The following is a 21,662-nucleotide window of genomic DNA, read 5'->3' on the forward strand; positions in this document are numbered from 1 at the left end:
GGCAAGGTTACGCGCGCCCGCTCGGCGGCGTCCCTCGTACCGGTGACGGGGTCCTCCGGTCGGCCCGTCGGCCCGGCCCTTTCCCGCCCCGGTTCCGGCGCGCGGAGTCGCCGACGGGGAATCAGGATCTTTCGCATGCGTGGATTTCTGGCTTCCTCGACCGGTGTCGCGGCCTGCGCCGCGCTCGTCCTCCCGCTCACGCTGCCCTCGGGCGCGTCGGCGGCAACCCTGTCCGCCGACCCCCGGGACGCCCCAGCGGCGCCCCGCGCCCGCCCCGTACAGGCCGCCCCCGACGTCCCCGGCTCCACCCAGTCCCTGCCGCTCCCCGACCACCCCGCCGCACCGGACGCGTCCACCGTCCCCGACGCGCCGTCCGACCGGTCCGTCCCCCCGCCCGATCCGGAACTGCGGGCCGTCCCCGAGAGCGGCCGCTACGAACCCAGGGTCCGTCCCTTCTCCCTCGTCGGCGTCGTCTGGAGCGACGCGGACACCGAACTCCACGGCACCGTCGAGATCCGCACCCGGGCCGCCGGGACCGGAGTCTGGTCCGACTGGCAGGGCGTGGAGACCCATACGGGCGACCACGGCGCCGACCCCGGAACGGCCGAGGCCGCGTCGGGCCGGCTGCGCGGAGCGACGGCACCGCTGTGGGTGGGAGCCTCGGACGGTGTGGAGGTACGGGTACGGGGCGAGGAGCCGGGCCGCGAGCTGCCGCACGGACTGCGGCTGGAACTGGTCGACCCGGGGGAGGCCCCGCCCGGTGCCCAGGGGCCGCCCGGCGCACCGGCCGCCGGGACCGCGGTCCGCGCCGCGGCGCCCGCCGCGGCGGGCTCGCCGTACCCCGACGGCTACCCCGACTCGTTCACCGCCGCCTTCACGGCGGCCAGGAAGTACACCGCCCCCCGCCCCGCGATCACCAGCCGGAAGCAGTGGGGCGCCAACGAGTCCCTGCGGGAGGGCGGCTACGTCTACACCCGGACCGTGAAGGCGGCGTTCGTCCACCACACCTCCACCGGCAACAACTACACCTGCGCCCAGGCGCCCTCGGTGCTGCGCGGCATCTACCGGTACCACGTGGTGAGCAGCGGCTGGCGGGACTTCGGCTACAACTTCGCCGTCGACAAGTGCGGGAACGTCTACGAGGGCCGGGCGGGCGGGGTGACCAAGGCCGTCCTCGGCGCGCACACGCTGGGGTTCAACTCCAACACGATGGGCGTGGCCGTCCTCGGCACCTACAACAAGTCCGGCCCGCCCGCCGCGGTGGCGACCTCGGTCGCCCGGCTGACCGCGTGGAAACTGGGCCTCTTCCAGGCCAACCCGCAGGGAAAGGTGACGCTGACCTCGGGCGGCAGCGGCAAGTACAAGAAGGGCAAGAAGATCGGCTTCCATGTCATCTCGGGCCACCGGGACGGCGTCTACACCGACTGCCCCGGCACCCGCCTCTACAACCGCCTCCCGGCCATCCGCACCACGGCCGCCGGGTACCAGGGCCGCACCTGACACCCCGCTCCGCGGGCGGCCCCGGGGCCCCGGGGCCACCCGCAGGGCGTGGTGCGCCGCGCCGGGCGCGGGGCCCCTGCCCTGCGGACGCGGGTCCGCGGATCGGGGCAGCCGGGCCGGGCCGTGCCCGACGCCCCGCCCACCCGGCGTGCCCGGGACTTCGCCGACGCGCTCGCGGCGGCGGAGCCGTCCCGGGAGCCAGTGCGCCTCGTCGCTGTCGACGGGCCGGGTGCGGGTACGGAGCACCGGCCAGGCCTGCGGATACCCGGCCCTGGGCCTGCGGGCAGCGCCGCGGCGGGTGCGGGGTCGGCCCCCGCGCCCGGTTACCGGGTACCTGTCTGTGGGCAGGGCCCGGCCTCGGTAGCGCCGCGGGACCCGGTGGCGACCCGGGCCCGAGGGCAGCGCCGCGCCGGGCTCGGTCAGGTACCCGTCTGCGAACAGAGACAGGACCACCCGGGCCGTGGTGTCGGGGCCGGGTGCTCGGCCGCGGGTGCCCGGGGCCGGAGTGCGGGTGCACCGGTACGCCTGGACACGGGCGGCCCGACCCGGGGGTACCCGGGCCGCCCGGCGCGACCGCCCCCGCCCCCACCCTCTCGCCGCCCCCGGCAAGGGACGGGTGCCGGGTGTCAGTGGTGGGGCCTACCCTCGGAGAGGCAGCCTTCCGTCACTCCGAGGACCCCCTTGTCCGGTCGTTTCTCCCCCCGACCCGCCCTGGTGCCCGGCACCGGCACCGGCGCCGTTCCCGCGCCCGCCGGGCGGACCGGCCCCGGCGACGGGGCGACCCGGCGCTGGCGTCCGTCCGGCCCGCTGGACCTGGGCCTGGTGCTGGGAGTGCTGCGCCGGGGGCCCGCCGACCCCACCTTCCGTACCGCGCCCGACGGCGCCGTATGGCGCACCGCCCGGACCCCCGCCGGGCCTGGCACCCTGCGGGTCGCCGCCTGCGGCGGGGGAGAGGTCGAGGCCCGCGCCTGGGGCCGGGGCGCCGACTGGCTGCTCGACGCCCTGCCCGCGTTCCTCGGCGAGGAGGACGACCCGGAGGCCTTCACCCCGCGCCACCGCCTGGTCGCCCGGGCCCGCCACCACCGCCCCGGACTGCGGCTGACCCGCACCGGCCTGGTGCTGGAGTCGCTGATCCCCTCGGTCCTGGAGCAGAAGGTCACCGCGGACGAGGCGTACCGGGCCTGGCGGCTGCTCGTATGCGCCTACGGGGAGCCCGCGCCCGGTCCCGTGGACCTGATGCCCGGCCGCGGAGGCCTCCGGGTGATTCCCGACCCCCGGGCCTGGGCCCTGATCCCGTCCTGGGAGTGGCACCGCGCGGGCGTCGACGACAAGCGCGCGGCGACGATCCTGCGCGCGGTCCGGGTCGCCCGCCGGCTGGAGGAGGCGGCGGGCATGGACCCGGCGCGGGCCAGGGCGAGGCTGGAGGCCGTACCGGGCATCGGCCCCTGGACCTCCGCCGAGACCGTGCAGCGCAGCAACGGCACCCCGGACGAGGTGACCGTCGGCGATCTCCACCTGCCGCGGATCGTCGGCTGGGCACTGGCGGGCGACCGGGACGCCGACGACGCGGCGATGCTCGATCTCCTCGCCCCGTACGAGGGCCAGCGCCACCGCGCCGTGCGCTACGTCCTGCTCAGCGGCCGGATCCCGCCCCGCCGCAAGCCGAAGATGCCGAAAACCGACATCGGCCGCCTCTGAGCCCCCGGGCCGCGCCGGTCCCGGACCGGACCGCCCCGGAACAGGTCCCCCCGGAACAGGACTCGCCCGCCCGGAACAGGCCCGGCCCGGAACGGCGTACAGCCGCAGCCACGGACCGTGCTACGACCGCCGGAGCGTCACCGCACGGGCCCGGCAGGCCCGCCGGAGCGTCACCGCACGGTGATGAACGCCGAGGCGTCCCGCGGCGGCCGTTCCTTGGGCGCCGCGGCCGCGTGGCCCACGGCGACCGCGCCCATCGGATCCCAGTCGTCCGGCAGCCCGAGGACCTTCCGTACGACGTCACGGCAGAACATCGTCGAGGACACCCAGGCCGAGCCGAGGCCCTCACCCGCCAGTGCCACCAGCAGGTTCTGCACCCCGGCGCCGGTGGCGACGACGAACATCTCCCGCTCCGCGCCGTCCCGCCGGGCGTCCCCGTAGTGATGGGAACCGTCCATGACCAGACAGGGCACGACGAGGTACGGAGCCCGGCGCAGCACCTCGCCCCGGCGCACCCGCCGCGCGATCGACTCCTCCGGCTTGCCGTCCCGCCGCAGATCCGCGATCCATGCCTCCCGCATGGCGTCGAGCAGCTCCGTACGGGCCCCGGCCGACTCCAGCAGCACGAAGCGCCAGGGCGTGGTGTGGTGCGGCGCGGGTGCGGTGACGGCCGCGGCGACCGCCCGTCGTACCGCCGCGGGGTTCACGGGCGCGTCGGTGAACTCCCGGACCGTACGCCGCCGGGTCACCGCCTCCCGTACCGCCTCCGAGGTCCCGAGCCGGAACAGATCCTCCGCCGCGCCGCGGACGAGCGGGCGCGCGCCGTCCGGCCCCGCGCCGTCGCCGACGAGACGGCCGAGACCGCGCACCACGGCGACCGGCCGGCCCGAGGTCTTCCCCTTGACCAGGTCACCGGCGGCGGCGAGTTCATCGGCGACGGCGGTGACCGTGACATTCAGCGGATTGCCGTGGGAGTCCCGGCCGCCGCGCAGATCGTCGAGGACCCGCACGCCCGCCGCGCCGATCGCGATATCGGTGAGCCCGCTCCGCCAGGGCCGTCCAGAGGTGTCCGTGATCAGGACCCCGACATCGACCCCGAGGGCCGATCGCAGCCCGGCGCGGACGGCCCGCGCCGAAGCGTCGGGGTCCTCGGGCAGCAGCAGGACCGTCCCGGCGGGGGTGTTGGACGCGTCGACCCCGGCGGCGGCCATCACCAGACCCTGCCGGTTCTCGACGATCCGCAGGTCGCCGCGCCGGGCCACGACGCGCACCGTCTCGGCGTCTATCGCTGCCTCGCGGTCCCCGGCGGCGAGGATCCGGCCCTCCGCCTTGCTGACGATCTTCGAGGTGACGAGCAGGATGTCGCCGTTCCGCAGGTCCGGCGCGGTGGCGGCGACGAGAGCGGCGATATCGTCGCCGGGGCGGATCTCGGGCAGCCCGTCCAGGGCCCGCACTCCGAAGGTGAAACCGTCCGCCGAGGCTTCCGCGGCTCCGGCGGCAGCCGCGGCCGAAGCCCCCGGCGCGGGCACAGCCGCACTCGCACCCGTACCCGTACCCGTGGACGTCGGTGCCGTCACGCCCGCACCTCTTCCGCCAGCTCCAGCGCCCGGCGCGCCATCTCGGCGGTCGCGTCCGTGTCGGTCATCATCAGCGGTACGGCCCGGCAGCGGATCCCCGCCGCCTCGACCGCCGCCACGGCCCCCTCGTCGACGGTGTCGACGAGCCAGCCGTCCAGCAGCCCGGAGCCGTAGTGCGCGGCGACCGCGGCCGCCGTCGACTCGACTCCCACCGCCGCGAGCACCTTGTCCGCCATCCCGCGCACCGGGGCGTCGCCGACGATGGGGGAGAGCCCGACGACCGGGACCCCGGCCTCGGCGATCGCCTCCCGGATACCGGGGACGGCCAGAATCGTGCCGATGCTGACCACCGGATTCGACGGCGGGAAGAGCACGACGTCCGCGGCGGCGATCGCCTCCAGCACCCCCGGCCCGGGCTTCGCCTGCTCGGCCCCGACGGGCACGATGGCCTCCGCGGCCACGGAGGCCCGCAGCTTCACCCAGTACTCCTGGAAGTGGATCACCTTCCGCTCGCCGTCGATCTCGACGGCGACATGCGTCTCCACCCGGTCGTCGGACATCGGCAGCAGCCGTATGCCCGGATTCCAGCGGGTGCAGAGCGCCTCGGTGACGGCGCTCAGCGGATAACCCGCCGCCAGCATCTGCGTCCGCACGATATGGGTGGCGAAGTCGCGGTCGCCGAGACCGAACCACCCGGGCCCCACACCGTAGGCCGCGAGCTCCTCCTTGACCCGGAAGCTCTCGTCCGTACGCCCCCAGCCCTGTTCCTCGTTGATGCCGCCGCCGAGCGTGTACATCACGGTGTCGAGATCGGGGCAGACCTTCAGCCCGAACAGATGGATGTCGTCACCGGTGTTGCCGATCACGGTGATGTCCGCCCCGGGCGCGGCCTGCTTGAGGCCGCGCAGGAAACGGGCGCCGCCGATGCCTCCGGCCAGAACCACAATTCGCATGACCGCAGTCTGTCAGGCGAGTACGACGTCCCGGCCGGCCGGTGCGCACCGGGCGCCGTGCATCGGCATTTCGGTCAGACCGGGGAAGTAGATGTGCAGGGACACGGCCGGTTCGAGCGCGTCGTTGATCACCTCGTGGGCGTATCCGGGCGCGAACACCCGTACTTCGCCGGGGGTGAGCACCCGGGTGGTCCCCGTGGCGGCGCCTCCGGCGGAACCGCGCCCCCGCGCCCCCGGGCCCGGCGCGCTGCCCGCCCCGGCGGGGTCGGCCGGAGCGGCCGGGGCCGGGACGATGCGCTCGGTCCGCTCGGTGAGCCGGCCCCGCAGGACCGTCAGCACACCGGACGAGAGCCCGTGGTCGTGCAGCCCGCTGTCCTGTCCGGGCACCCAGGACAGCAGCCACACCTCGTATCCGGGGCCGGTTCGGAGGCGGTGGTACCAGCGGCTGGTGGCGTCGTATTCGACGAGCCCTTCCCACTGGGTGCGATCGGCCGCGACCGCGCGCGCGAGCCCGGCGAAGTCGGCCACGGTGGAGGGGTGTTCCCGCGGCGGCTGGAGAAGGTGCTGTACGGAGAGGATGTCGCCGGCGATCTGGAGGTCGCTGTCGTTGTTCATGAGGCTGCGGTGATCCCTCGGCAGGAGAGTCGGTCCTCCGCCGCGCTGCGGACGGCGGGGACGACGGAAACAACGGGAAACAACGGAAATGCATTACGGGGAAGAGGGGCGGCGCCCGGAGCCCTACGGCTTCAACGGAGCGTCGTCACTGAATTCCGGTCAGTGGCCGCAACAACAACGACAGCGAGTCTGCACAGCGCTGCGGAACCCACGGACGGGGGTCGCGAGAGGCGCGGAGGCTGCTGACATGCCACCCACGGTGACGGGTGCCCGGCTTTGATGTCAACTCGATGACCGGTTTGGCGGAAATCTTTCACCTCATCCGGTTACGGAGCGCGCAGAAAGGTTTATGCAGCGCAAGGGTTGTGGAGACATCGCGCACGAACCACCTCATCCCCACCTCACCCCTACTCCTCCCGGTCGCGGTCGCGGCCGGGCTGTGATCCGGATCGCTTCACCGGTTCGACCGCAACACGGCCGAAAGTGTTGACGTCTTCCCGTTCGAGGGCGGGGGGAGTGTGCGGGATCCCAGCGGAAGCGAGACATGTGGCAAGTGTCAGATTTTTGCTGATTTGAACACTTTCCGTATACCCTTGGTTCCGCAGAGTGAATACAGGGCCCAATAGCAGATCTCCGCTTGACGGCCCCGGAGCACACACTTGTAATTTCACTCGTGTCGTTCGGCCGAATCGATCACGGCAACATCACGGGGACGCCAAGACAGACGAGGGGCGCACATGACCGAGCTGTTCGAACAACTGCTGGTCGAGGACGCGGACGATGAAATCGGCTGGCAGGAGCGCGCGTTGTGCGCCCAGACCGATCCCGAGTCCTTCTTCCCCGAGAAAGGCGGCTCCACACGCGAGGCGAAAAAAGTCTGCCTGGCGTGCGAAGTCCGCTCGGAATGCCTTGAGTACGCGCTGGCTAATGACGAGCGTTTCGGTATCTGGGGCGGTCTCTCGGAACGGGAACGCCGCCGGCTGAAGAAAGCGGCGGTCTGACCCCACCGGCCGAGGCGCCGGGGCGCCTCCCGCTGGGGTTCCTCGCGCCCAGGTCCCCCGGGGACCCTGTTTCCCACGGGGTGCGGGCCCCCGGGGGTGTGCCTTTCCCCCTGGGGGTGTGCCTTGCCCGCGGGGTGCGGGTTGCTTCTGCGCCTCAAACGCCGGCGGGGCTGAAAAGCTTGTGACCGTTGCTTCGTGGGGTCGTGACCCGCCTTGTCTGGGTTCGGGTGGGTCGTGGGCCTCCGGGCTCACCTCCTCGCGGCCTGCGATGCACCGCCCCGGGGGCAGCCTTGCTTGTCGCAGTCCGCTGCGGGGGCGACCCTGCACCCCACTCCCACGTGATCCCGACTTGAGCAGGCGGTCAAAGCCCCTGGTGGTGTCGCCGTCACCGGGGGGAGAGATGTCTTGCGGTCACCCGGGACGGAAGGTGTACCCCACTCGGGGTGCGGTCACCACCCCCGGAGGGTGTGCCCCTCTCGGGGTGCGGTCACGCTCCCGGGGATGTGTTCACCCCGGAGTAGGGGCTTACCTGTCGGCGGCTTGGGGTCCGGGGCATCCATGCAACGGGTCCGTGGGGAGGGGGGTGCAGGGTCGCCCCCGCAGCCACGGGCGACCAGACCGATGCGCTTCAGGGCGGTGCATCGCACGTGGCGAGGAGGTGAGCCCGGAGGCCGCCGACCTGCCCGAACCAGACAGGACCGGGTGACGACCCCACGAAGAGCGGGACTCGACCATCCCCGAGGCACCCGCACCAGGCAAGGGCCGCAGGCACAGGTACCCAGGGGCGCGAGGAACTGCGCGACAAGCCACCCACCGGCCGCACCCGGACACCAAAGCTCAGCCACCCACGGCGCCCCCACCCCCAAGCCCCCAGCGGGAGGCGACCCCGCAGGGCAGCCCCTCCCACCGGCCACGAGCCCACCGGACCGCCCTTCTCCGGGGCGCCCGGCCAACTCGCCTTTCCCGGAAGGGAAACCCACCCCGCGGCGAACCGATATCGTGGGCCCCCGTCCCAGACGCTGACGCGCCCCCCACCGCGCGCTCCCGTCCCCGGCCGGAGGGCCTCACCCCCATGTCCGCCCCGCTGCCTGTCCCTTCCACCGCGTTCCGTACGGCCCATCCCGGTACCTTCCCGCGACACGTCATCACCGCGGTCCTCGTCTCCCACGACGGCGCCCGCTGGCTCCCGGAGACCCTCGCCGGGCTCCTCGGCCAGCGCCGTCCCGTACAGAACCTCATCGCCGCGGACACCGGCAGCGCCGACGAGTCCGCGCATCTGCTGGCGCAGACACTGGGCGCCGAGCGGGTCCTGAACCTCGCCCGCCGTACCGGATTCGGCACCGCCGTCGACGAGGCCGCGCGCACCGCCGGTGTCCTCGGCCCCGACGACCTGCCCTATCTCAGGCGGCCCAGCGGCTGGGATCCCGCCACCCGGACCTGGCACGACGACGCGTACGACATGCCGGAGCTGCCGTACGGCGAACCCGTCCAGTGGCTCTGGCTGCTCCACGACGACAGCGCCCCCGAACCGACCGCCCTCGCCGAACTGCTCACCGCCGCCGAGGCCGACGAGCACGCGGTGATCGTCGGCCCCAAACTCCGCGGCTGGTACGACCGAAGACAGCTGCTCGAAGTCGGCGTCTCGATCGCCGCCAGCGGCCGCCGCTGGACCGGCCTCGACCGCCGCGAACCGGACCAGGGCCAGCACGACCAGGTCCGGACCGTGCTGTCGGTCTCCTCCGCGGGCATGCTGATCCGCCGCGACGTCTACGACGCGCTCGGCGGCTTCGACCGGCGGCTGCCCCTGATGCGGGACGATCTCGACCTGTGCTGGCGCGCCCACCGGGTGGGCCATCGGGTACTGATCGCCCCGGACGCCGTGCTCCGGCACGCCGAGGCCGCCACCCGGCAGCGCCGTACCGTCGACTGCGCGGGCCGCTCCGCCGCCTCCCCGCACCGGGTCGCCAAGGCCGGCGCGGTTCACACCCTGCTGACCAACACCCATGCCTCCGCGCTGCCCTTCGTGCTGCTGCGGATCGCCGTCGGCACGCTGGTCCGCACCCTCGCGTACCTCGTCGGCAAGGCCCCCCGCCACGCCGTCGACGAGGTCGCCGGACTGCTGTCGGTGCTGCTCCGCCCGGCCCGGGTGCTGTCCGGCCGGACCGCGCGCCGCCGGGCCAGGGCGGCCGCGGCGGGTGCCGCCGTCGAAGCGCCCGAACTGCGCCCCCTGTTCCCGCCGGCGGGCGCCACCGTCAAGGCCGGTTTCGAACGGGTCATGGGCAGGCTGAGCCGCTCCCGCCCCGATGCCGCTCCGCTCCCCGGACCCGCCCCCGACGGCGACGATGCGGAGCCTCCTGAAGCCGGGAGATTCCCCCGCCTCCGGAAGATCGCGCTGAGGCCCGCGCCGGCCCTCTTCACCGTTCTGGTCCTCGTCACACTCGTCGCCTGCCGGGGCCTGTTCGCGCCCGGTGCCCTCGCGGGGGGAGCACTGCTGCCCGCTCCCGCCGACGCCGCGGGTCTGTGGGAGCGGTACGCGGACCAGTGGCATGCCCTGGGAACGGGCGGCACCCAGACCGCCCCGCCGTACCTCGCGCTGCTCGCCGGTCTCGCCGCGCTGCTGTTCGGTTCCACGGGCCTGGCCGTGACCGTGCTCCTGGTCTGCTCGGTGCCGCTCGCCGGTCTGACCGCCTATCTGGCCGCCCGCCCGCTCATCACGTCCAGGCTGCTGCGGGCCTGGGGAAGCCTGCTCTACGCACTGCTGCCCGCCACGACCGGAGCCCTCGCGTCCGGCCGGATCGGTACGGCGGTCCTCGCGATCCTGCTGCCGCTCGCCGCCCGCACGGCGGTCACCGCCCACGGCCTCGGCTCCGGTCCCGCGACCGCCGCACCCCGCTCCGGCCGCCGCCGCCCCACCCGTCTTCTCCCTGCCGCCCTCACCCGCGCCCTTCCGACGGCGGCCCCGGCCTCCGCGACGGCAGCCGGACATTCCACCGCCGCCCCCGGTCCCGTCCCCGGGCCCACTCCCGCCGACAGCCGCGCGGCCTGGCGCGCCACCTGGACGTACGCCCTGCTGCTGACCGTCCTCACCGCCTTCACACCCGTCGTCTGGCCCCTCGCCGTCGTCCTCGGCGCGGGGGCGCTCGCGGCACGCCGTGGCGATCCCGCACCCGCCTGGCCGCGGTTCGCGGCCGCCGTACTCACCCCGGTGGTCCTGCTCGCCCCCTGGTCGCTGACCCTGCTGACCGGACCGTCGGGCCTCCTCCGCGAGGCGGGGCTCCACCTCGGCGACGGCACCGCGTCCGCGCTGGACCTGCTCACCCTGAACCCGGGCGGCCCCGGGACGGGCGGCACCCTCCTCCTCGCCGGACTGCTCCTCGCCGCGCTGACCGCACTGATCCGCGAGGAGCGGCGGTTCGCGATCCGTACCGCCTGGGCGGTGGCCCTGGCCGGATTCGCCCTCGCGGCCCTCGTCAACGGTTCGGCCTGGGCGGGCCCCGCGACCCTGGTGTACGGCATCGGCCTGATCACCGCCGCCTGTCTCGGCGCGGAACTCGGCCGTACCCGGGTCTCCGCCCGCGACTTCGGCTGGCGCCAGCCCCTCGCCGTACTGATCGCCGTGCTCGCCGCTCTCGCCCCCGTCCAGCTGGCCGTGGGCTGGGCGTCCGGCGGCGCGGACGGACCGCTGGAGCGCCGGGACCCGGTCCAGGTCCCCGCCTTCGTCGCCGAGGAGAGCGGGACCAGCGACCAGCCGCGCACGCTCGTCCTCGGCGGTACGGAGCCGGGGCGGGTGCCGTACGCCCTGGTACGGGGCTCGGGCGCCCGGCTCGGCGACGCCGAACTCACCCGCGCGGCCGGTGGCGACCCCCGGCTCGACCGGGTGGTGGCCCGGCTCGTCGCGGGCTCCGGTGCCGACCAGGCCGCCGAGCTGAGCGGGTACGCCATCCGCTATGTGCTGGTACGCGACGGAGCACCCCCGCGGATGTCCCGGGTCCTCGACACCACCCCCGGGCTGACCAGGCTCAGCCGGGTCGACGGCAGCGCGCTGTGGGGAGTGGACCGGCAGATCGCCCGGGTCACCGTCGTGGACGGTACGGCCGACCCGCTGCCGGTCCCCTCGGGGCCGGTGGACGTACGGGTCGAGGTCCCGGCCGGCGGCCCGGACCGGCTGCTGCGCCTGGCCGACCGCGCGGACACCGGCTGGCGGGCCACGCTGAACGGCGGGCAGCTCCCGAAGCGGACCGTGGACGGCTGGGCCCAGGGGTTCGAACTCCCCGCCGAGGGCGGCAGGCTCGTCGTCACGTACGAGGAGTCCGCCGGGCACACCGGCTGGCTCCGGACCCGGCTCGCGCTGGTGGCCGTACTGGTGGTGCTGGCGCTGCCGGGCCGCCGCGGCCGGAGCGACGACGACCTCCCGGACGAGCCGGAGCCCGTCCCCACGGGCGTACCCGGCCCGCGAACCGACGCGACACCGCCCGCCGCCGGGGCGTACATCCCCGCACAACCTCCCGCGGCATCCGGCGGATCCGCCCCCACGGGCGCGGCCCCGGACGACCGGGCGGGCTCCGGCGCGCACGCTTCTCCGGGTGCGTCCCGGTCCGAGCCGGGCGCCGGTACGGGCTCCGCCGCGTACGGCCGGGTTACGAGCCCCGGCGCTCCCGGCACGGCCCCGTCCGCCCGGGACATCGGTACGGACCCGGCTCCTGACGGCCACGGCACCGGCCCCGGCACCCCGGAGGACACCCGCGGACCTGGCGGCGCCGACCGGGTTCCGGCCCGGCCCGCCTCCCTGCCCCGGCAGCAAGCCACGAAACCGCACGATCCGCCGCCGTACGCCACGCCCGCCGGGACCGAAACCACCGGCGCCCCACACCCCTACGACGGTCGGCCTCACGACGACCGTTCCTACGAGAACCGGTCCCACAACGACCGGCGCCACGACGACCGGTCCCACGAGGACCTGGCTGCCGCCCCCCTGCCCACCTTCTCCACTCCGGCCTTCCCCCCTCCGCCCGTCACCCGGCCCGCCGGTGACCGGACCGACGGCGAGGGGACCGGGACCATCCCCCGGCCCGCCGACAACGCGACCCGAGGCGAGTCCGAGTGAAGCGCACGCTCCAGCTCCACCCCCAGCCCCTGCTCGCCGCCGTCGCCGCGCTCGCGGCGATCACCGGAATCGCCGCTCTGACCGGCCCCGGTACCCCGGAGGGCAATGCCCGGGCGGCGGCGCCCGCCCGGATGCCGGTCGAACGGTCCATCCTGCTCTGCCCCTCGGCCGGGGCGCCCGACGCGGCGGCCGGAACGCTCTACACCTCCTTCACCCCGAACGCCCCAGCCGGGCGCGCACCGTCCGGGTCCGCGCCATCCGGGTCCGGGACGACCACGAACCCCGGCGCGACCACGCCGGGACCGTCCGCGCCCGCGGTGACCCCCGCGCCCGGAAAACCCGGCGACGCATCGGGTTCCGCACCGGCCCCGGCCCCGGCACCGGCAGGCTCCGCGCCCGCCCGCCCCGCCGCCGGCATCGCGGAGCTCCGTCCCGCCGGGGCTCCCGTGCCCGCCCCCGAGGGACCGGAGAGGCGGCCGGAACCGAACCGCTCGCGCTCCGGGGGAGTGCCCGGAGCCACGGGCGACGGACCCGGCGCCCCGCCCCGCCCCGTACTCTCCGCCGAGCGGCCGGGCGCCCCGGTGACGGTCCGCGCGGGCCGCGGCGAGGCCCCGGCGCTCATCGGCACCGCCACCGCCGCCCTGGCTCCCGGCTGGACCGCCCAGCAGACCACCGTCCTGCCGTCCGGGCCGTCCCGCGGCCTCCTCGGCACCACCTGCTCCGCGCCCGACACCGGCTTCTCGTTCCCCGGCGTATCGACCGCCCGGGGCCGTCAGGACTATCTCCACCTCACCAACCCCGACGACACCCCCGCCGTCGCCGATATCGAGATCCACGGCCGGGACGGACTGGCGCCCAGCAGCTTCCCCGACGGCATCCCGGTCCCCGCGGGCGCCGGCATCCCGGTCCTGCTCTCGACCCTGACGCCCGCTCAACTCCCGGACGCCACACTCCGGGTGACCGTCCGCGCGGGACGTGTCGGCGCGGTCGTACGGGCCGCCGAGGACACCATGGGCGGCGACTGGCTGGCCGCGTCCGCCGAGGCGTCGCCCACCGCCGTACTGCCCGGCATCCCCGCCGACGCCACCTCCGTACGCCTGGTGGTCTTCGCCCCCGGTGAGGACGACGCCGAACTGAGGGTCAGGCTCGCGGGCCCCGGCGGGACGATCGTGCCGGTCGGACACGAGAGCATGCGGGTCCGGGCCGGGACCACGGAGAGCGTCGAACTGAAGGGCGTCACCAGGGGCGAGGCGGGCTCCCTCCTCCTCGACCCCGCCGAGACGGACCGCCCCACTCCGGTCGTTGCCGCGCTCCGTGTCGTCCGGGGCACCGGTACGGCACGGGAGGTGGCCTACATTCCCGCCACCGGTCCCGTCGGCGACCGGGCGAGCGCCGCCGACAACCGGGGCACCGGCACCACCCTTGCCCTCACCGCCCCGACGGCCGCGGCCCGGGTACGGGTGACCACGTCACCGCCCGCGGCGCCCGGCACCACGGAACCCGCACCGGCGGTACGGACTTACACAGTTGCCGCGGGCACCACCTTGGCCTTCACCCCGTACGCCCCCGGCGGGCCGAAGGGCACTTACGCGCTCACCGTGGAAACCCTGTCGGGCGGCCCGGTGTACGCGGCGCGCACCCTCGCCCCGCCCCTCGGCAAGGTCCGGATGTTCACGGTCCAGACCCTCGCCGACGACCGGGCGACGGTACCGGTGCCCACAGCGGAACGCGACCTGTCCGTCCTCGGCGACTGAACGCCGGTGTAGGAACGCCGGTGTAGGAACGCCGGTGTAGGAACGCCGGTGTAGGAACGCGGGATCCGGACGGCTACTGCTGGTCGGGGGAGCGCAGGACCCGCAGATGCCCCCGGCGGGCGACCTCCATCGGGTCGGCGGCACGCCGGGCCGTCTGCCCCTCGGCCGCCGCGCGCCCCTGCGGACGCGCCGCCTCGCGTACGGCGTTGGCGAGCGCTTCGAGATCGTCACCGCTGGGCCGGGGCGGAGCCGAGCCGTCGGTGAGGCGTACGACTTCCCAGCCGCGGGGTGCGGTCAACCGCTCGCTGTGTTCGGCACACAGGTCGTAGCAGTGGGGTTCGGCGTACGTGGCGAGCGGACCGAGGACCGCAGTCGAATCGGCATAGACGTACGTCAGTGTCGCGACGGCAGGGCGGCCGCACGCGGTGCGCGAACATCGACGTACAGGGCTCACGAGGTTGGACGGTACCGCACTCTTGAACGGGCTGCGACGACTCTCCATCAGCTCACTCCACCGTGTCGTGATGCGAACCGGGTTTCGGAGGATCCCGCGAGACCCCTTCTGACCTGCAATGAAGGGCCCGATGCCGGTGGTGTTACGGCAGGTGAACCGGTCATGACGTGACGTAAATCAGGTCATTCACGCAGGAGCTGATGATCGTCGGCAGACAGGCAACCGACGTCAAGCACTGCCTGAACGGTCAATTGCCGACAATCCACACCGCCGTGCACTCCGGCGCCGCCCCGCAGCCGCGCGGGCTCCGCTCCCCGTCCACCGCCTCGCCCCCGGTGTTCACCCCCGCCCCTCTGCTCTCTCCGATGCTCTCTGCCCACTCGGGCGTTCGCCCATTCCCGTCTTCTCCTCTCCTTCACGCCGTCAACCGCCCGCCCGGTTCCGCCCCTCCTTCCTTCTCCCTCCTACGGCGCCCGGTCACCGCCCTCCGACGACCCGGAACCTCCACGCCCACCGGTCCGCCCGGTCGCCCGCTTCCCGGACCCGAATTCCCCCTCCGCCCGCCCCTCACCGCTTCCTTCGGCTCTTCGCGCCTGCCGCCGTATCTCTTCCCCTCCTTCCCCTGCCTCCTTGTTCTCCCGCGCCCGGCCTCCGGTCTCCTCCTCCGTCTCCGGTCTCCCTTCCCTCTCCCGGCTCCCGCCCCCGGGCTCCCGGGCTCCGGCGTCCCGTCCCCGCCTCCCCTCCGGTGGCAGGGCAGAGGCGAGGCCGGAAGCGGCGGCCACAGGGCGCCTGCCTCACGGACCCCCGTACCAGGGCGGCCGCCGCTCCCCGCCGGTGGCGACTCCCGCCCCGGCCGCCGGCCCCCGGCTACCGGGTTCTCGGCCCCCGGCCCCGGCCCGTTCTCCGCCGCCCGCCCGGAGGAGCGCCCGGCCCACTCCCACCAGCCCGCTCCCACCAGTCGGCCCGCCCGGATCAGGACCGCCGCCCGCCCTTGCCCGGCCCGCCGGCCGTGACCCGGTGCCCCGCACCCCACCTGCGGCCCCTCCGGCCCGCCCCGCCCACCCCCGAGCACCGTCTCTGCCCGTGCAGGGGTCCCGGGAGAGCTACCCTGCGTGAGTGATGGACAGTTCCGTACCTCCGCACGCGGGGGAGCCCCGTCCGGTCGGGTCACCCGCGCGGCCGGACCAGGGAGCGGGCCCCGGGTCCGCCGCCGCGTCCGGTGCCGCCGCCACTCCGGAACCCCCCACCGGCCCCGGCACTCCCGGAGACCCGGCCCCGGCACCCGGCGCCGGCCCGGACCCCGAGCCCGGCCAGGACTCCTCCGGCCCGGGACCGGAAGGCGCCGACCCCGGATCGGGACCCGGTTCCGGCTCGGGCCGGGCCCCCGGCCGGGGACCCGGGGGCGAGCCGAGGCCCCGGCACCGCGACCGCCACGGACGCGGCATGCGCGGCCCCGTCGCCCCGCCCCAGGTCCCCCTCTCGGTCAGCCGGTCGGACTCCTTCCGCGATCTGGTGCGCGATTCGGTCGAGCGCCTCGAACGCCGCCTGCCGCAACTGGCGGACGTCGACTTCGTGGTCCAGGAGGTCCCGGTCCTGGGGCCGGCGGACGACCCGGGCTCAGGGGTACCGCTCGGCGGAACCCTCCCGGAGGGGAAGGGCGAGCCCGCGCGAGTGGTCGTCTACCGGCGCCCGGTCGAGATCCGGACCAAGAACCGGGAGGAGCGGGCACTGCTGGTCCACGAGGTCGTCGTGGAGCAAGTGGCGGAACTTCTGGGGCTGGCGCCCGAATCGGTGGACCCGCGGTACGGCCAGGACTGACGTACCCGGATAATTTGCTCCGACCACCACACAGACCCGAGGGAAGGCTGGCCCCGTGGCTGCTGCTGATCTGTCCCGGATCGTAAAGGCGTACGACGTCCGTGGCGTGGTGCCGGACCAGTGGGACGAGGCACTCGCCGAACTGTTCGGCGCTGCCTTCGTCCAGGTCACGTCGGCCGACGCGATCGTCGTCGGGCACGACATGAGGCCCTCGTCGCCCGGGCTCTCGGGCGCGTTCGCCCGTGGCGCGGCGGCCCGCGGAGCGGACGTCACGCTGATCGGACTCTGCTCCACCGACCAGTTGTACTTCGCCTCCGGCCACCTCGGCCTGCCGGGCGCCATGTTCACCGCCTCCCACAACCCCGCCCAGTACAACGGCATCAAGATGTGCCGGGCCGGCGCGGCGCCGGTCGGCCAGGACACGGGCCTCTCCGAGATCCGCGCCCTGGTCGAGCAGTGGGCGGACGGGGGCGCCCCCGCACCGGTGGCCCGGCCCGGCACCGTCACCGAACGGGACACCCTGGAGGAGTACGCGGCTCATCTGCTCTCCCTCGTCGACCTCACGGCCATGCGTCCGCTGAAGGTCGTCGTGGACGCGGGCAACGGCATGGGCGGCCACACCGTCCCGACGGTCTTCGCGGCCCTGCCGGTGGACCTCGTGCCGATGTACTTCGAGCTGGACGGCACCTTCCCCAACCACGAGGCCAACCCCCTGGACCCGGCGAACATCGTCGACCTCCAGGAGCGGGTGCGCGCCGAGAACGCCGATCTCGGTCTCGCCTTCGACGGCGACGCCGACCGCTGCTTCGTCGTCGACGAGCGCGGCGAAGGAGTCTCCCCCTCGGCGATCACCGCCCTGGTCGCGGCCCGTGAACTGGCCAAGCACCCCGGTGGCACGGTCATCCACAATCTGATCACCTCCTGGTCGGTTCCCGAGGTCGTCCGCGAGAACGGCGGCACCCCGGTCCGCACCCGGGTCGGCCACTCCTTCATCAAGCAGGAGATGGCCAACTCGGGCGCGATCTTCGGCGGCGAGCACTCGGCGCACTACTACTTCCGCGATTTCTGGAACGCCGACACCGGCATGCTCGCCGCGCTCCATGTCCTGGCCGCCCTCGGCTCCCAGTCCGCCCCGCTGTCGGAACTCGTCGCCCAGTACGACCGCTATGCCGGCTCCGGCGAGATCAACTCCACCGTCGAGGACCAGGCCGCCGCGACCGCCGAGGTACGTGCCGCCTTCGAGTCGGTCCCCGACGCCGAGATCGACACCCTCGACGGGCTGACGGTCACCACCCCCGACTGGTGGTTCAACCTCCGCCCCTCCAACACCGAGCCCCTGCTCCGTCTCAACGTCGAAGCCAGGGACTCCGCCACCCTGGCCAAGGTCCGTGACGAGGTCCTCGCCTTGGTCCGCCGCCCCTGACCTGTGATTACCCTGCCGACCCCGGCGGCAGCCGTCCGCCGGGGTCTTTAGCCCGATCGTGTGGACCGGGCGCACCCGGGAACTCTGCCGCACCGAACCGCCCATCAGCTCTGATGCCGACCCGGGCGCCGACCCGGGGCGCGCCCCGCGCCCCGGGTAGCCCCCGGACCGATCCGCCCGGCTCCGGCCCCTCCCGTCCGGGCCCGCGCCGGAACCACCACCTCCCCCCGGTCCCGCCCCGACCCCGGCCGCCTGGCCCCGTTCCCATCCGGTCCCGGCGCCGCCGGAAGGCACCCCCCGGCCCCGGCCCGGGCCGTCGCCCCACGCCCCGCGGACCACCTCCCGTCGCTCCGCACCCGTTCGCGCGGGGCCGCACGGGACCGGACCGCGGGAAGCGGTGGAATCAGGCCCGCGCCCTCACCCACCGGGCCGCACCGCTCACCGCCCACCGCTCGGCACCCCTACCGGATCCGCACCCCGCGCACCCGCCCACCGGGCCCCGGACCGGCCCCGGACCGGAGCGCGGCCCCATGGCCGCACACCTGCCCGTCCGCCCGCGCTGCTCGCCCGCCCAGCCGCCCACCCGCCCGCGCCGCCCGCAACCGGACGACGCCCGCCCCACCGGCGTACCGCCCCGGCAGCCACCCCATCCCCACCCGCCCCGTCCGACCGTCCGGCCACCTCTCACTCACCCCAGAACGCGCCGCCCCCCTCCCCCCGGCGGTACGCTGACGTGGCCCGATCGACCGACCGCCCCGCGTTCCCGGCCGGCCGGACGCCACGACCCGGACCGCAGCCCCGGAGCTTGCCCCGGAGCACGACCGCGACGACATGTCACCACGACACCTCGGAGCACCGGCCGTGACGACCGTGACGACCGCGCCGCCCCCGGGACCGGACCGGCGGACCACGGACGGCCGGGCCGCCCGCCGCCGCCGCGGCACCGCCGACCCCGAAGGGACCCACCCCATGCCGCTCGAAGCCGGCCTCCTCTCGATCCTCGCCTGCCCGGCCTGCCACAGCGCCCTGGAGGACCTGTCCGAGTCCGACACCCCCGAGCTGGTCTGCACCGGTACGGAGTGCGGTCTCGCGTACCCCGTACGGGACGACATCCCCGTCCTCCTCGTCGACGAGGCCCGCCGCCCCGCCTGACGGCACCCGAGCCCGCGACCACACCCCCGCAAGGGCCCCAACCGGAACGGCCCTCACCCGAAACGGCGATCGGAGGCCCCGCCCCATGCTCGACGAGTCACTCCTCGACGACCCGGAAGCCCTTGCCCGCGCCGACCGCCGGGGCCTGCTGCGAGGCGCCGCCGAAGCCGGTGCCCGGGTGCGGACGGCCGCCCGGCACGCCGCCGAGGCGGGCATCGCCGAACTGAAACCGGAAGGCCGCCCCCGCGCCGTCATGGTGGCCGGCGCCGGAACGGCGGCCACCGGAGTGGCCGACCTCGTCGGCGCCCTCGCGGGCGCGAGCGCCCCCGTCACACGCCTCCATCCCACCGGCGTCGCCCCCGCGGCGGGAGCCCTCCGCTGGGCCCTCCCCGGCTGGGCGGGCTCCCTCGACCTCCTGCTGGTCGTCACCACCGACGGCGGCGAACCCGGCCTCGACCTCCTCGCCGAACAGGCGTACCGCCGCGGCTGCACCGTCGTCGCCGTCACCCCCCAGCGCTCCCCGCTCGCCGAAGGCGTCGGCGGACGCCATGGCCTCGTCGTCCCCATGGCCACCCCGCCGTACGAGCTGTACGAGGGCTACGAGGAGGCCGTCCCGGCGGGCCCCGGCGCCCTCTGGGCCCTGTTCACGCCCCTCCTCGCGCTCCTCGACCGGGTCGGACTCCTCGAAGCGCCCCCCGAGGCCCTCGCCCGGGTCGCCGACCGCCTCGACCACACCGCGGAACGCTGCGGCCCCGCCATCGCCACCTACAGCAACCCGGCCAAGACCCTCGCCGCCGAGCTCGCCGACAGCCTCCCGCTGATCTGGACCGAAGGCGCCGCCGCGGCCCCGGCCGGCCGCCGCTTCGCCGCCGTCCTGGCCGAACTCGCCGGCCGCCCCGCCCTCGCGGCCGAACTCCCCGAGGCGCTCCCGGCCCACGGCATCCTGCTCGCCGGGGACTTCGCGGCCGGAGCCGACCCGGACGACTTCTTCCGGGACCGGGTGGAGGAGCAGCAGGCACTGCGCGCCCGGGTCGTCCTGCTCCGCGACCGGCCGACGGGCGGGCTGACCGCGGCCCCGGCCGCCCGCGAACTGGCCCTCGGCCACGACACGGCCATCAGCGAACTGGAACCGGAGGAAGGCAGCGAACTGGAGTCCCTCGCGGAACTCCTCGCGGTCACCGACTTCGCCGCCGTCTATCTGGCCCTGGCCACCCCGGCGACCCCTTCCTGACCCGTCGCCCTCTTTGCACCACACCACCCTCACCAGCACCGCCCGGCCGAAGGAGCCCTGCCGCCGAATGGACCGCCTCACCAACACCATCCGCCCGTACGCCTGGGGTTCCACGACCGCCATTCCCGAGCTTCTCGGCACCGACCCCACCGGCGAACCCCAGGCGGAGATGTGGTTCGGCGCGCACCCCGGCGCACCCTCCCACCTCGAACGCGGCCCCCTCGACCAGGTCATCGCCGCCGACCCGGTACGCGAACTCGGCCCCGAGACCGTCCGCCGGCACGGCCCCCACCTCCCCTTCCTCCTCAAACTCCTCGCCGCCGGCACCCCCGTCTCCCTCCAGGTCCACCCCGACCTCGACCAGGCCAAGACGGGCCACGCCGCCGAGGAGCGCGCGGGCATCCCCTTCACCGCCCCCCACCGCAACTACAAGGACACCAACCACAAGCCGGAACTGATCTGCGCCCTCACCCCCTTCGACGGGCTCTGCGGCTTCCGCCCCCCGGCCGAGAGCGCCGATCTGATCGCCGGTCTCGGCGTCGACTCCCTCCAGCCGTACGCCGACCTCCTCCGCGCCCACCCCCAGGAAGCGGCCCTGCGCGAGGTCCTCACCGCCGTGCTGACGGCCGACCGCACCGCGATCGCGGAGACCGTCGCCGAGACCGCGGCCGCGGCCGCCCGCCTCGGCGGCCCCTACACCGTGTACGCGGAGATCGCCCGCCACTACCCCGGCGACCCCGGTGTCATCGCCGCCCTCCTCCTCAACCACATACGGCTCCAGCCCGGCGAGGCCATCTATCTGAGCGCCGGCGTCCCGCACACCTATCTCAGCGGCCTCGGCGTCGAGATCATGGCCAACTCCGACAACGTCCTCCGCTGCGGACTCACGCCCAAGCACGTCGACGTCCCCGAGCTGCTGCGCGTCGTACGCTTCACGGCCACCGACGGCGCCGTACTGCGCCCCGAGGCCGACGCCGACGGCGCCGAGGTGTACGAGACGCCCGCGGCCGAGTTCCGGCTCTCCCGCCATCTCGTCGCCGCCGACGCCGCCCCCCGCGATCTGACCTCGGCCGGCCCGCAGATCCTCCTCTGCACCGCCGGACGCGTCACCGTGGGCGAACTGACACTCGGACCCGGCGATTCCGTGTTCGTACCGGCCGGGGAGAACACGGAGATCTCGGGCACCGACGGCGGCGCGGGGACACTCTTCCGGGCTACGGTGCCCGACTGACCCGCTTTCGCCGGTTACGGCTGCAACAATGACGCCCCTCAGTGATCGGGCGGCTACCGCACGCCACCGGCACCGGTGAACGGACTCCGGCATCCGCCGCTCCCGCCCCGGCCCCGGGGCCCGCCCGACGGGACCAGAGGGACCGGAGGGA

14 protein-coding genes are annotated in these 21,662 nt (G+C 74.9%); 10 read left to right on the forward strand and 4 right to left on the reverse strand.

Annotated features, from left to right (window positions below):
- Positions 1-135 precede the first annotated feature (135 nt).
- Positions 136-1,500, forward strand: a complete 1,365-nt coding sequence (locus ACWDR0_RS21010) for an N-acetylmuramoyl-L-alanine amidase (RefSeq protein ID WP_456353232.1) — start codon at positions 136-138, stop codon at positions 1,498-1,500.
- 681 nt (positions 1,501-2,181) lie between these two features.
- The gene (locus ACWDR0_RS21015) at positions 2,182-3,198 is read left to right on the forward strand and encodes a DNA-3-methyladenine glycosylase family protein (protein ID WP_456353233.1); all 1,017 of its coding nucleotides are present in this window, start codon (positions 2,182-2,184) and stop codon (positions 3,196-3,198) included.
- A gap of 170 nt (positions 3,199-3,368) precedes the next feature.
- Here the strand turns inward: ACWDR0_RS21015 and ACWDR0_RS21020 are convergent, their stop codons facing one another.
- From ACWDR0_RS21020 to ACWDR0_RS21030, 3 genes are read right to left on the reverse strand one after another with little or no spacing between them, the layout of a single operon-like run.
- Positions 3,369-4,775 carry a coenzyme F420-0:L-glutamate ligase gene (locus ACWDR0_RS21020; protein WP_456353234.1) on the reverse strand — a complete coding sequence of 469 codons (1,407 nt, stop codon included), beginning with the start codon at positions 4,773-4,775 and terminating at the stop codon, positions 3,369-3,371.
- The gene (cofD, locus tag ACWDR0_RS21025) at positions 4,772-5,728 is read right to left on the reverse strand and encodes a 2-phospho-L-lactate transferase (protein ID WP_456353235.1); all 957 of its coding nucleotides are present in this window, start codon (positions 5,726-5,728) and stop codon (positions 4,772-4,774) included. The genes ACWDR0_RS21020 and cofD overlap by 4 nt, the downstream gene beginning before the upstream one ends.
- 12 nt (positions 5,729-5,740) lie before the next feature.
- Positions 5,741-6,343 (reverse strand): cysteine dioxygenase, encoded by a 603-nt coding sequence (locus tag ACWDR0_RS21030; protein ID WP_456353236.1) that lies wholly within the window; start codon positions 6,341-6,343, stop codon positions 5,741-5,743.
- Between the two features lie 737 nt (positions 6,344-7,080).
- On the opposite strand from ACWDR0_RS21030, the gene ACWDR0_RS21035 reads away from it, so the two are divergent.
- From ACWDR0_RS21035 to ACWDR0_RS21045, 3 genes are all read left to right on the forward strand, one after another.
- A complete protein-coding gene (locus ACWDR0_RS21035; protein WP_006348971.1) occupies positions 7,081-7,344 on the forward strand; it encodes a WhiB family transcriptional regulator in 264 nt (87 codons plus the stop codon).
- Positions 7,345-8,416: 1,072 nt separating this feature from the next.
- Complete coding sequence (locus ACWDR0_RS21040) at positions 8,417-12,448, forward strand: glycosyltransferase (protein ID WP_456353237.1); 4,032 nt, start codon at positions 8,417-8,419, stop codon at positions 12,446-12,448.
- Positions 12,445-14,202, forward strand: coding sequence for a DUF5719 family protein (locus ACWDR0_RS21045; protein ID WP_456353238.1), 1,758 nt, complete (start codon positions 12,445-12,447; stop codon positions 14,200-14,202). Before ACWDR0_RS21040 ends, ACWDR0_RS21045 begins: the two co-directional genes overlap by 4 nt.
- A 73-nt stretch (positions 14,203-14,275) precedes the next feature.
- Here the strand turns inward: ACWDR0_RS21045 and ACWDR0_RS21050 are convergent, their stop codons facing one another.
- A complete protein-coding gene (locus tag ACWDR0_RS21050) occupies positions 14,276-14,704 on the reverse strand; it encodes a DUF3499 domain-containing protein (protein ID WP_456353239.1) in 429 nt (142 codons plus the stop codon).
- A 1,395-nt stretch (positions 14,705-16,099) separates the two neighbouring features.
- On the opposite strand from ACWDR0_RS21050, the gene ACWDR0_RS21055 reads away from it, so the two are divergent.
- From ACWDR0_RS21055 to manA, 5 genes are all read left to right on the forward strand, one after another.
- Positions 16,100-16,474 (forward strand): metallopeptidase family protein, encoded by a 375-nt coding sequence (locus tag ACWDR0_RS21055; protein ID WP_456353240.1) that lies wholly within the window; start codon positions 16,100-16,102, stop codon positions 16,472-16,474.
- A 55-nt stretch (positions 16,475-16,529) separates the two neighbouring features.
- A complete protein-coding gene (locus tag ACWDR0_RS21060) occupies positions 16,530-17,897 on the forward strand; it encodes a phosphomannomutase/phosphoglucomutase (protein ID WP_456353241.1) in 1,368 nt (455 codons plus the stop codon).
- 969 nt (positions 17,898-18,866) lie between these two features.
- Complete coding sequence (locus ACWDR0_RS21065; RefSeq protein ID WP_456353250.1) at positions 18,867-19,049, forward strand: Trm112 family protein; 183 nt, start codon at positions 18,867-18,869, stop codon at positions 19,047-19,049.
- A gap of 85 nt (positions 19,050-19,134) precedes the next feature.
- Entirely contained in the window at positions 19,135-20,280 is a 1,146-nt protein-coding gene (locus ACWDR0_RS21070) for an SIS domain-containing protein (RefSeq protein ID WP_456353242.1), read from the forward strand.
- Between the two features lie 67 nt (positions 20,281-20,347).
- On the forward strand, positions 20,348-21,511 hold the full coding sequence (gene manA, locus ACWDR0_RS21075) for a mannose-6-phosphate isomerase, class I (RefSeq protein ID WP_456353243.1): 1,164 nt from the start codon (positions 20,348-20,350) through the stop codon (positions 21,509-21,511).
- Positions 21,512-21,662: the final 151 nt, after the last annotated feature.

The sequence above is a fragment of the Streptomyces sp. NPDC003691 genome, assembly GCF_053981115.1.

Bases quoted from the DNA above. Each gene is read 5' to 3' on its own strand.
- ACWDR0_RS21030 (WP_456353236.1), bottom strand. From the start codon at position 6,343: ATGAACAACGACAGCGACCTCCAGATCGCCGGCGACATCCTCTCCGTA.
- cofD (WP_456353235.1), bottom strand. From the start codon at position 5,728: ATGCGAATTGTGGTTCTGGCCGGAGGCATCGGCGGCGCCCGTTTCCTG.
- manA (WP_456353243.1), top strand. From the start codon at position 20,348: ATGGACCGCCTCACCAACACCATCCGCCCGTACGCCTGGGGTTCCACG.
- ACWDR0_RS21070 (WP_456353242.1), top strand. From the start codon at position 19,135: ATGCTCGACGAGTCACTCCTCGACGACCCGGAAGCCCTTGCCCGCGCC.
- ACWDR0_RS21010 (WP_456353232.1), top strand. From the start codon at position 136: ATGCGTGGATTTCTGGCTTCCTCGACCGGTGTCGCGGCCTGCGCCGCG.
- ACWDR0_RS21055 (WP_456353240.1), top strand. From the start codon at position 16,100: ATGCGCGGCCCCGTCGCCCCGCCCCAGGTCCCCCTCTCGGTCAGCCGG.
- ACWDR0_RS21050 (WP_456353239.1), bottom strand. From the start codon at position 14,704: ATGGAGAGTCGTCGCAGCCCGTTCAAGAGTGCGGTACCGTCCAACCTC.
- ACWDR0_RS21065 (WP_456353250.1), top strand. From the start codon at position 18,867: ATGCCGCTCGAAGCCGGCCTCCTCTCGATCCTCGCCTGCCCGGCCTGC.
- ACWDR0_RS21040 (WP_456353237.1), top strand. From the start codon at position 8,417: ATGTCCGCCCCGCTGCCTGTCCCTTCCACCGCGTTCCGTACGGCCCAT.
- ACWDR0_RS21035 (WP_006348971.1), top strand. From the start codon at position 7,081: ATGACCGAGCTGTTCGAACAACTGCTGGTCGAGGACGCGGACGATGAA.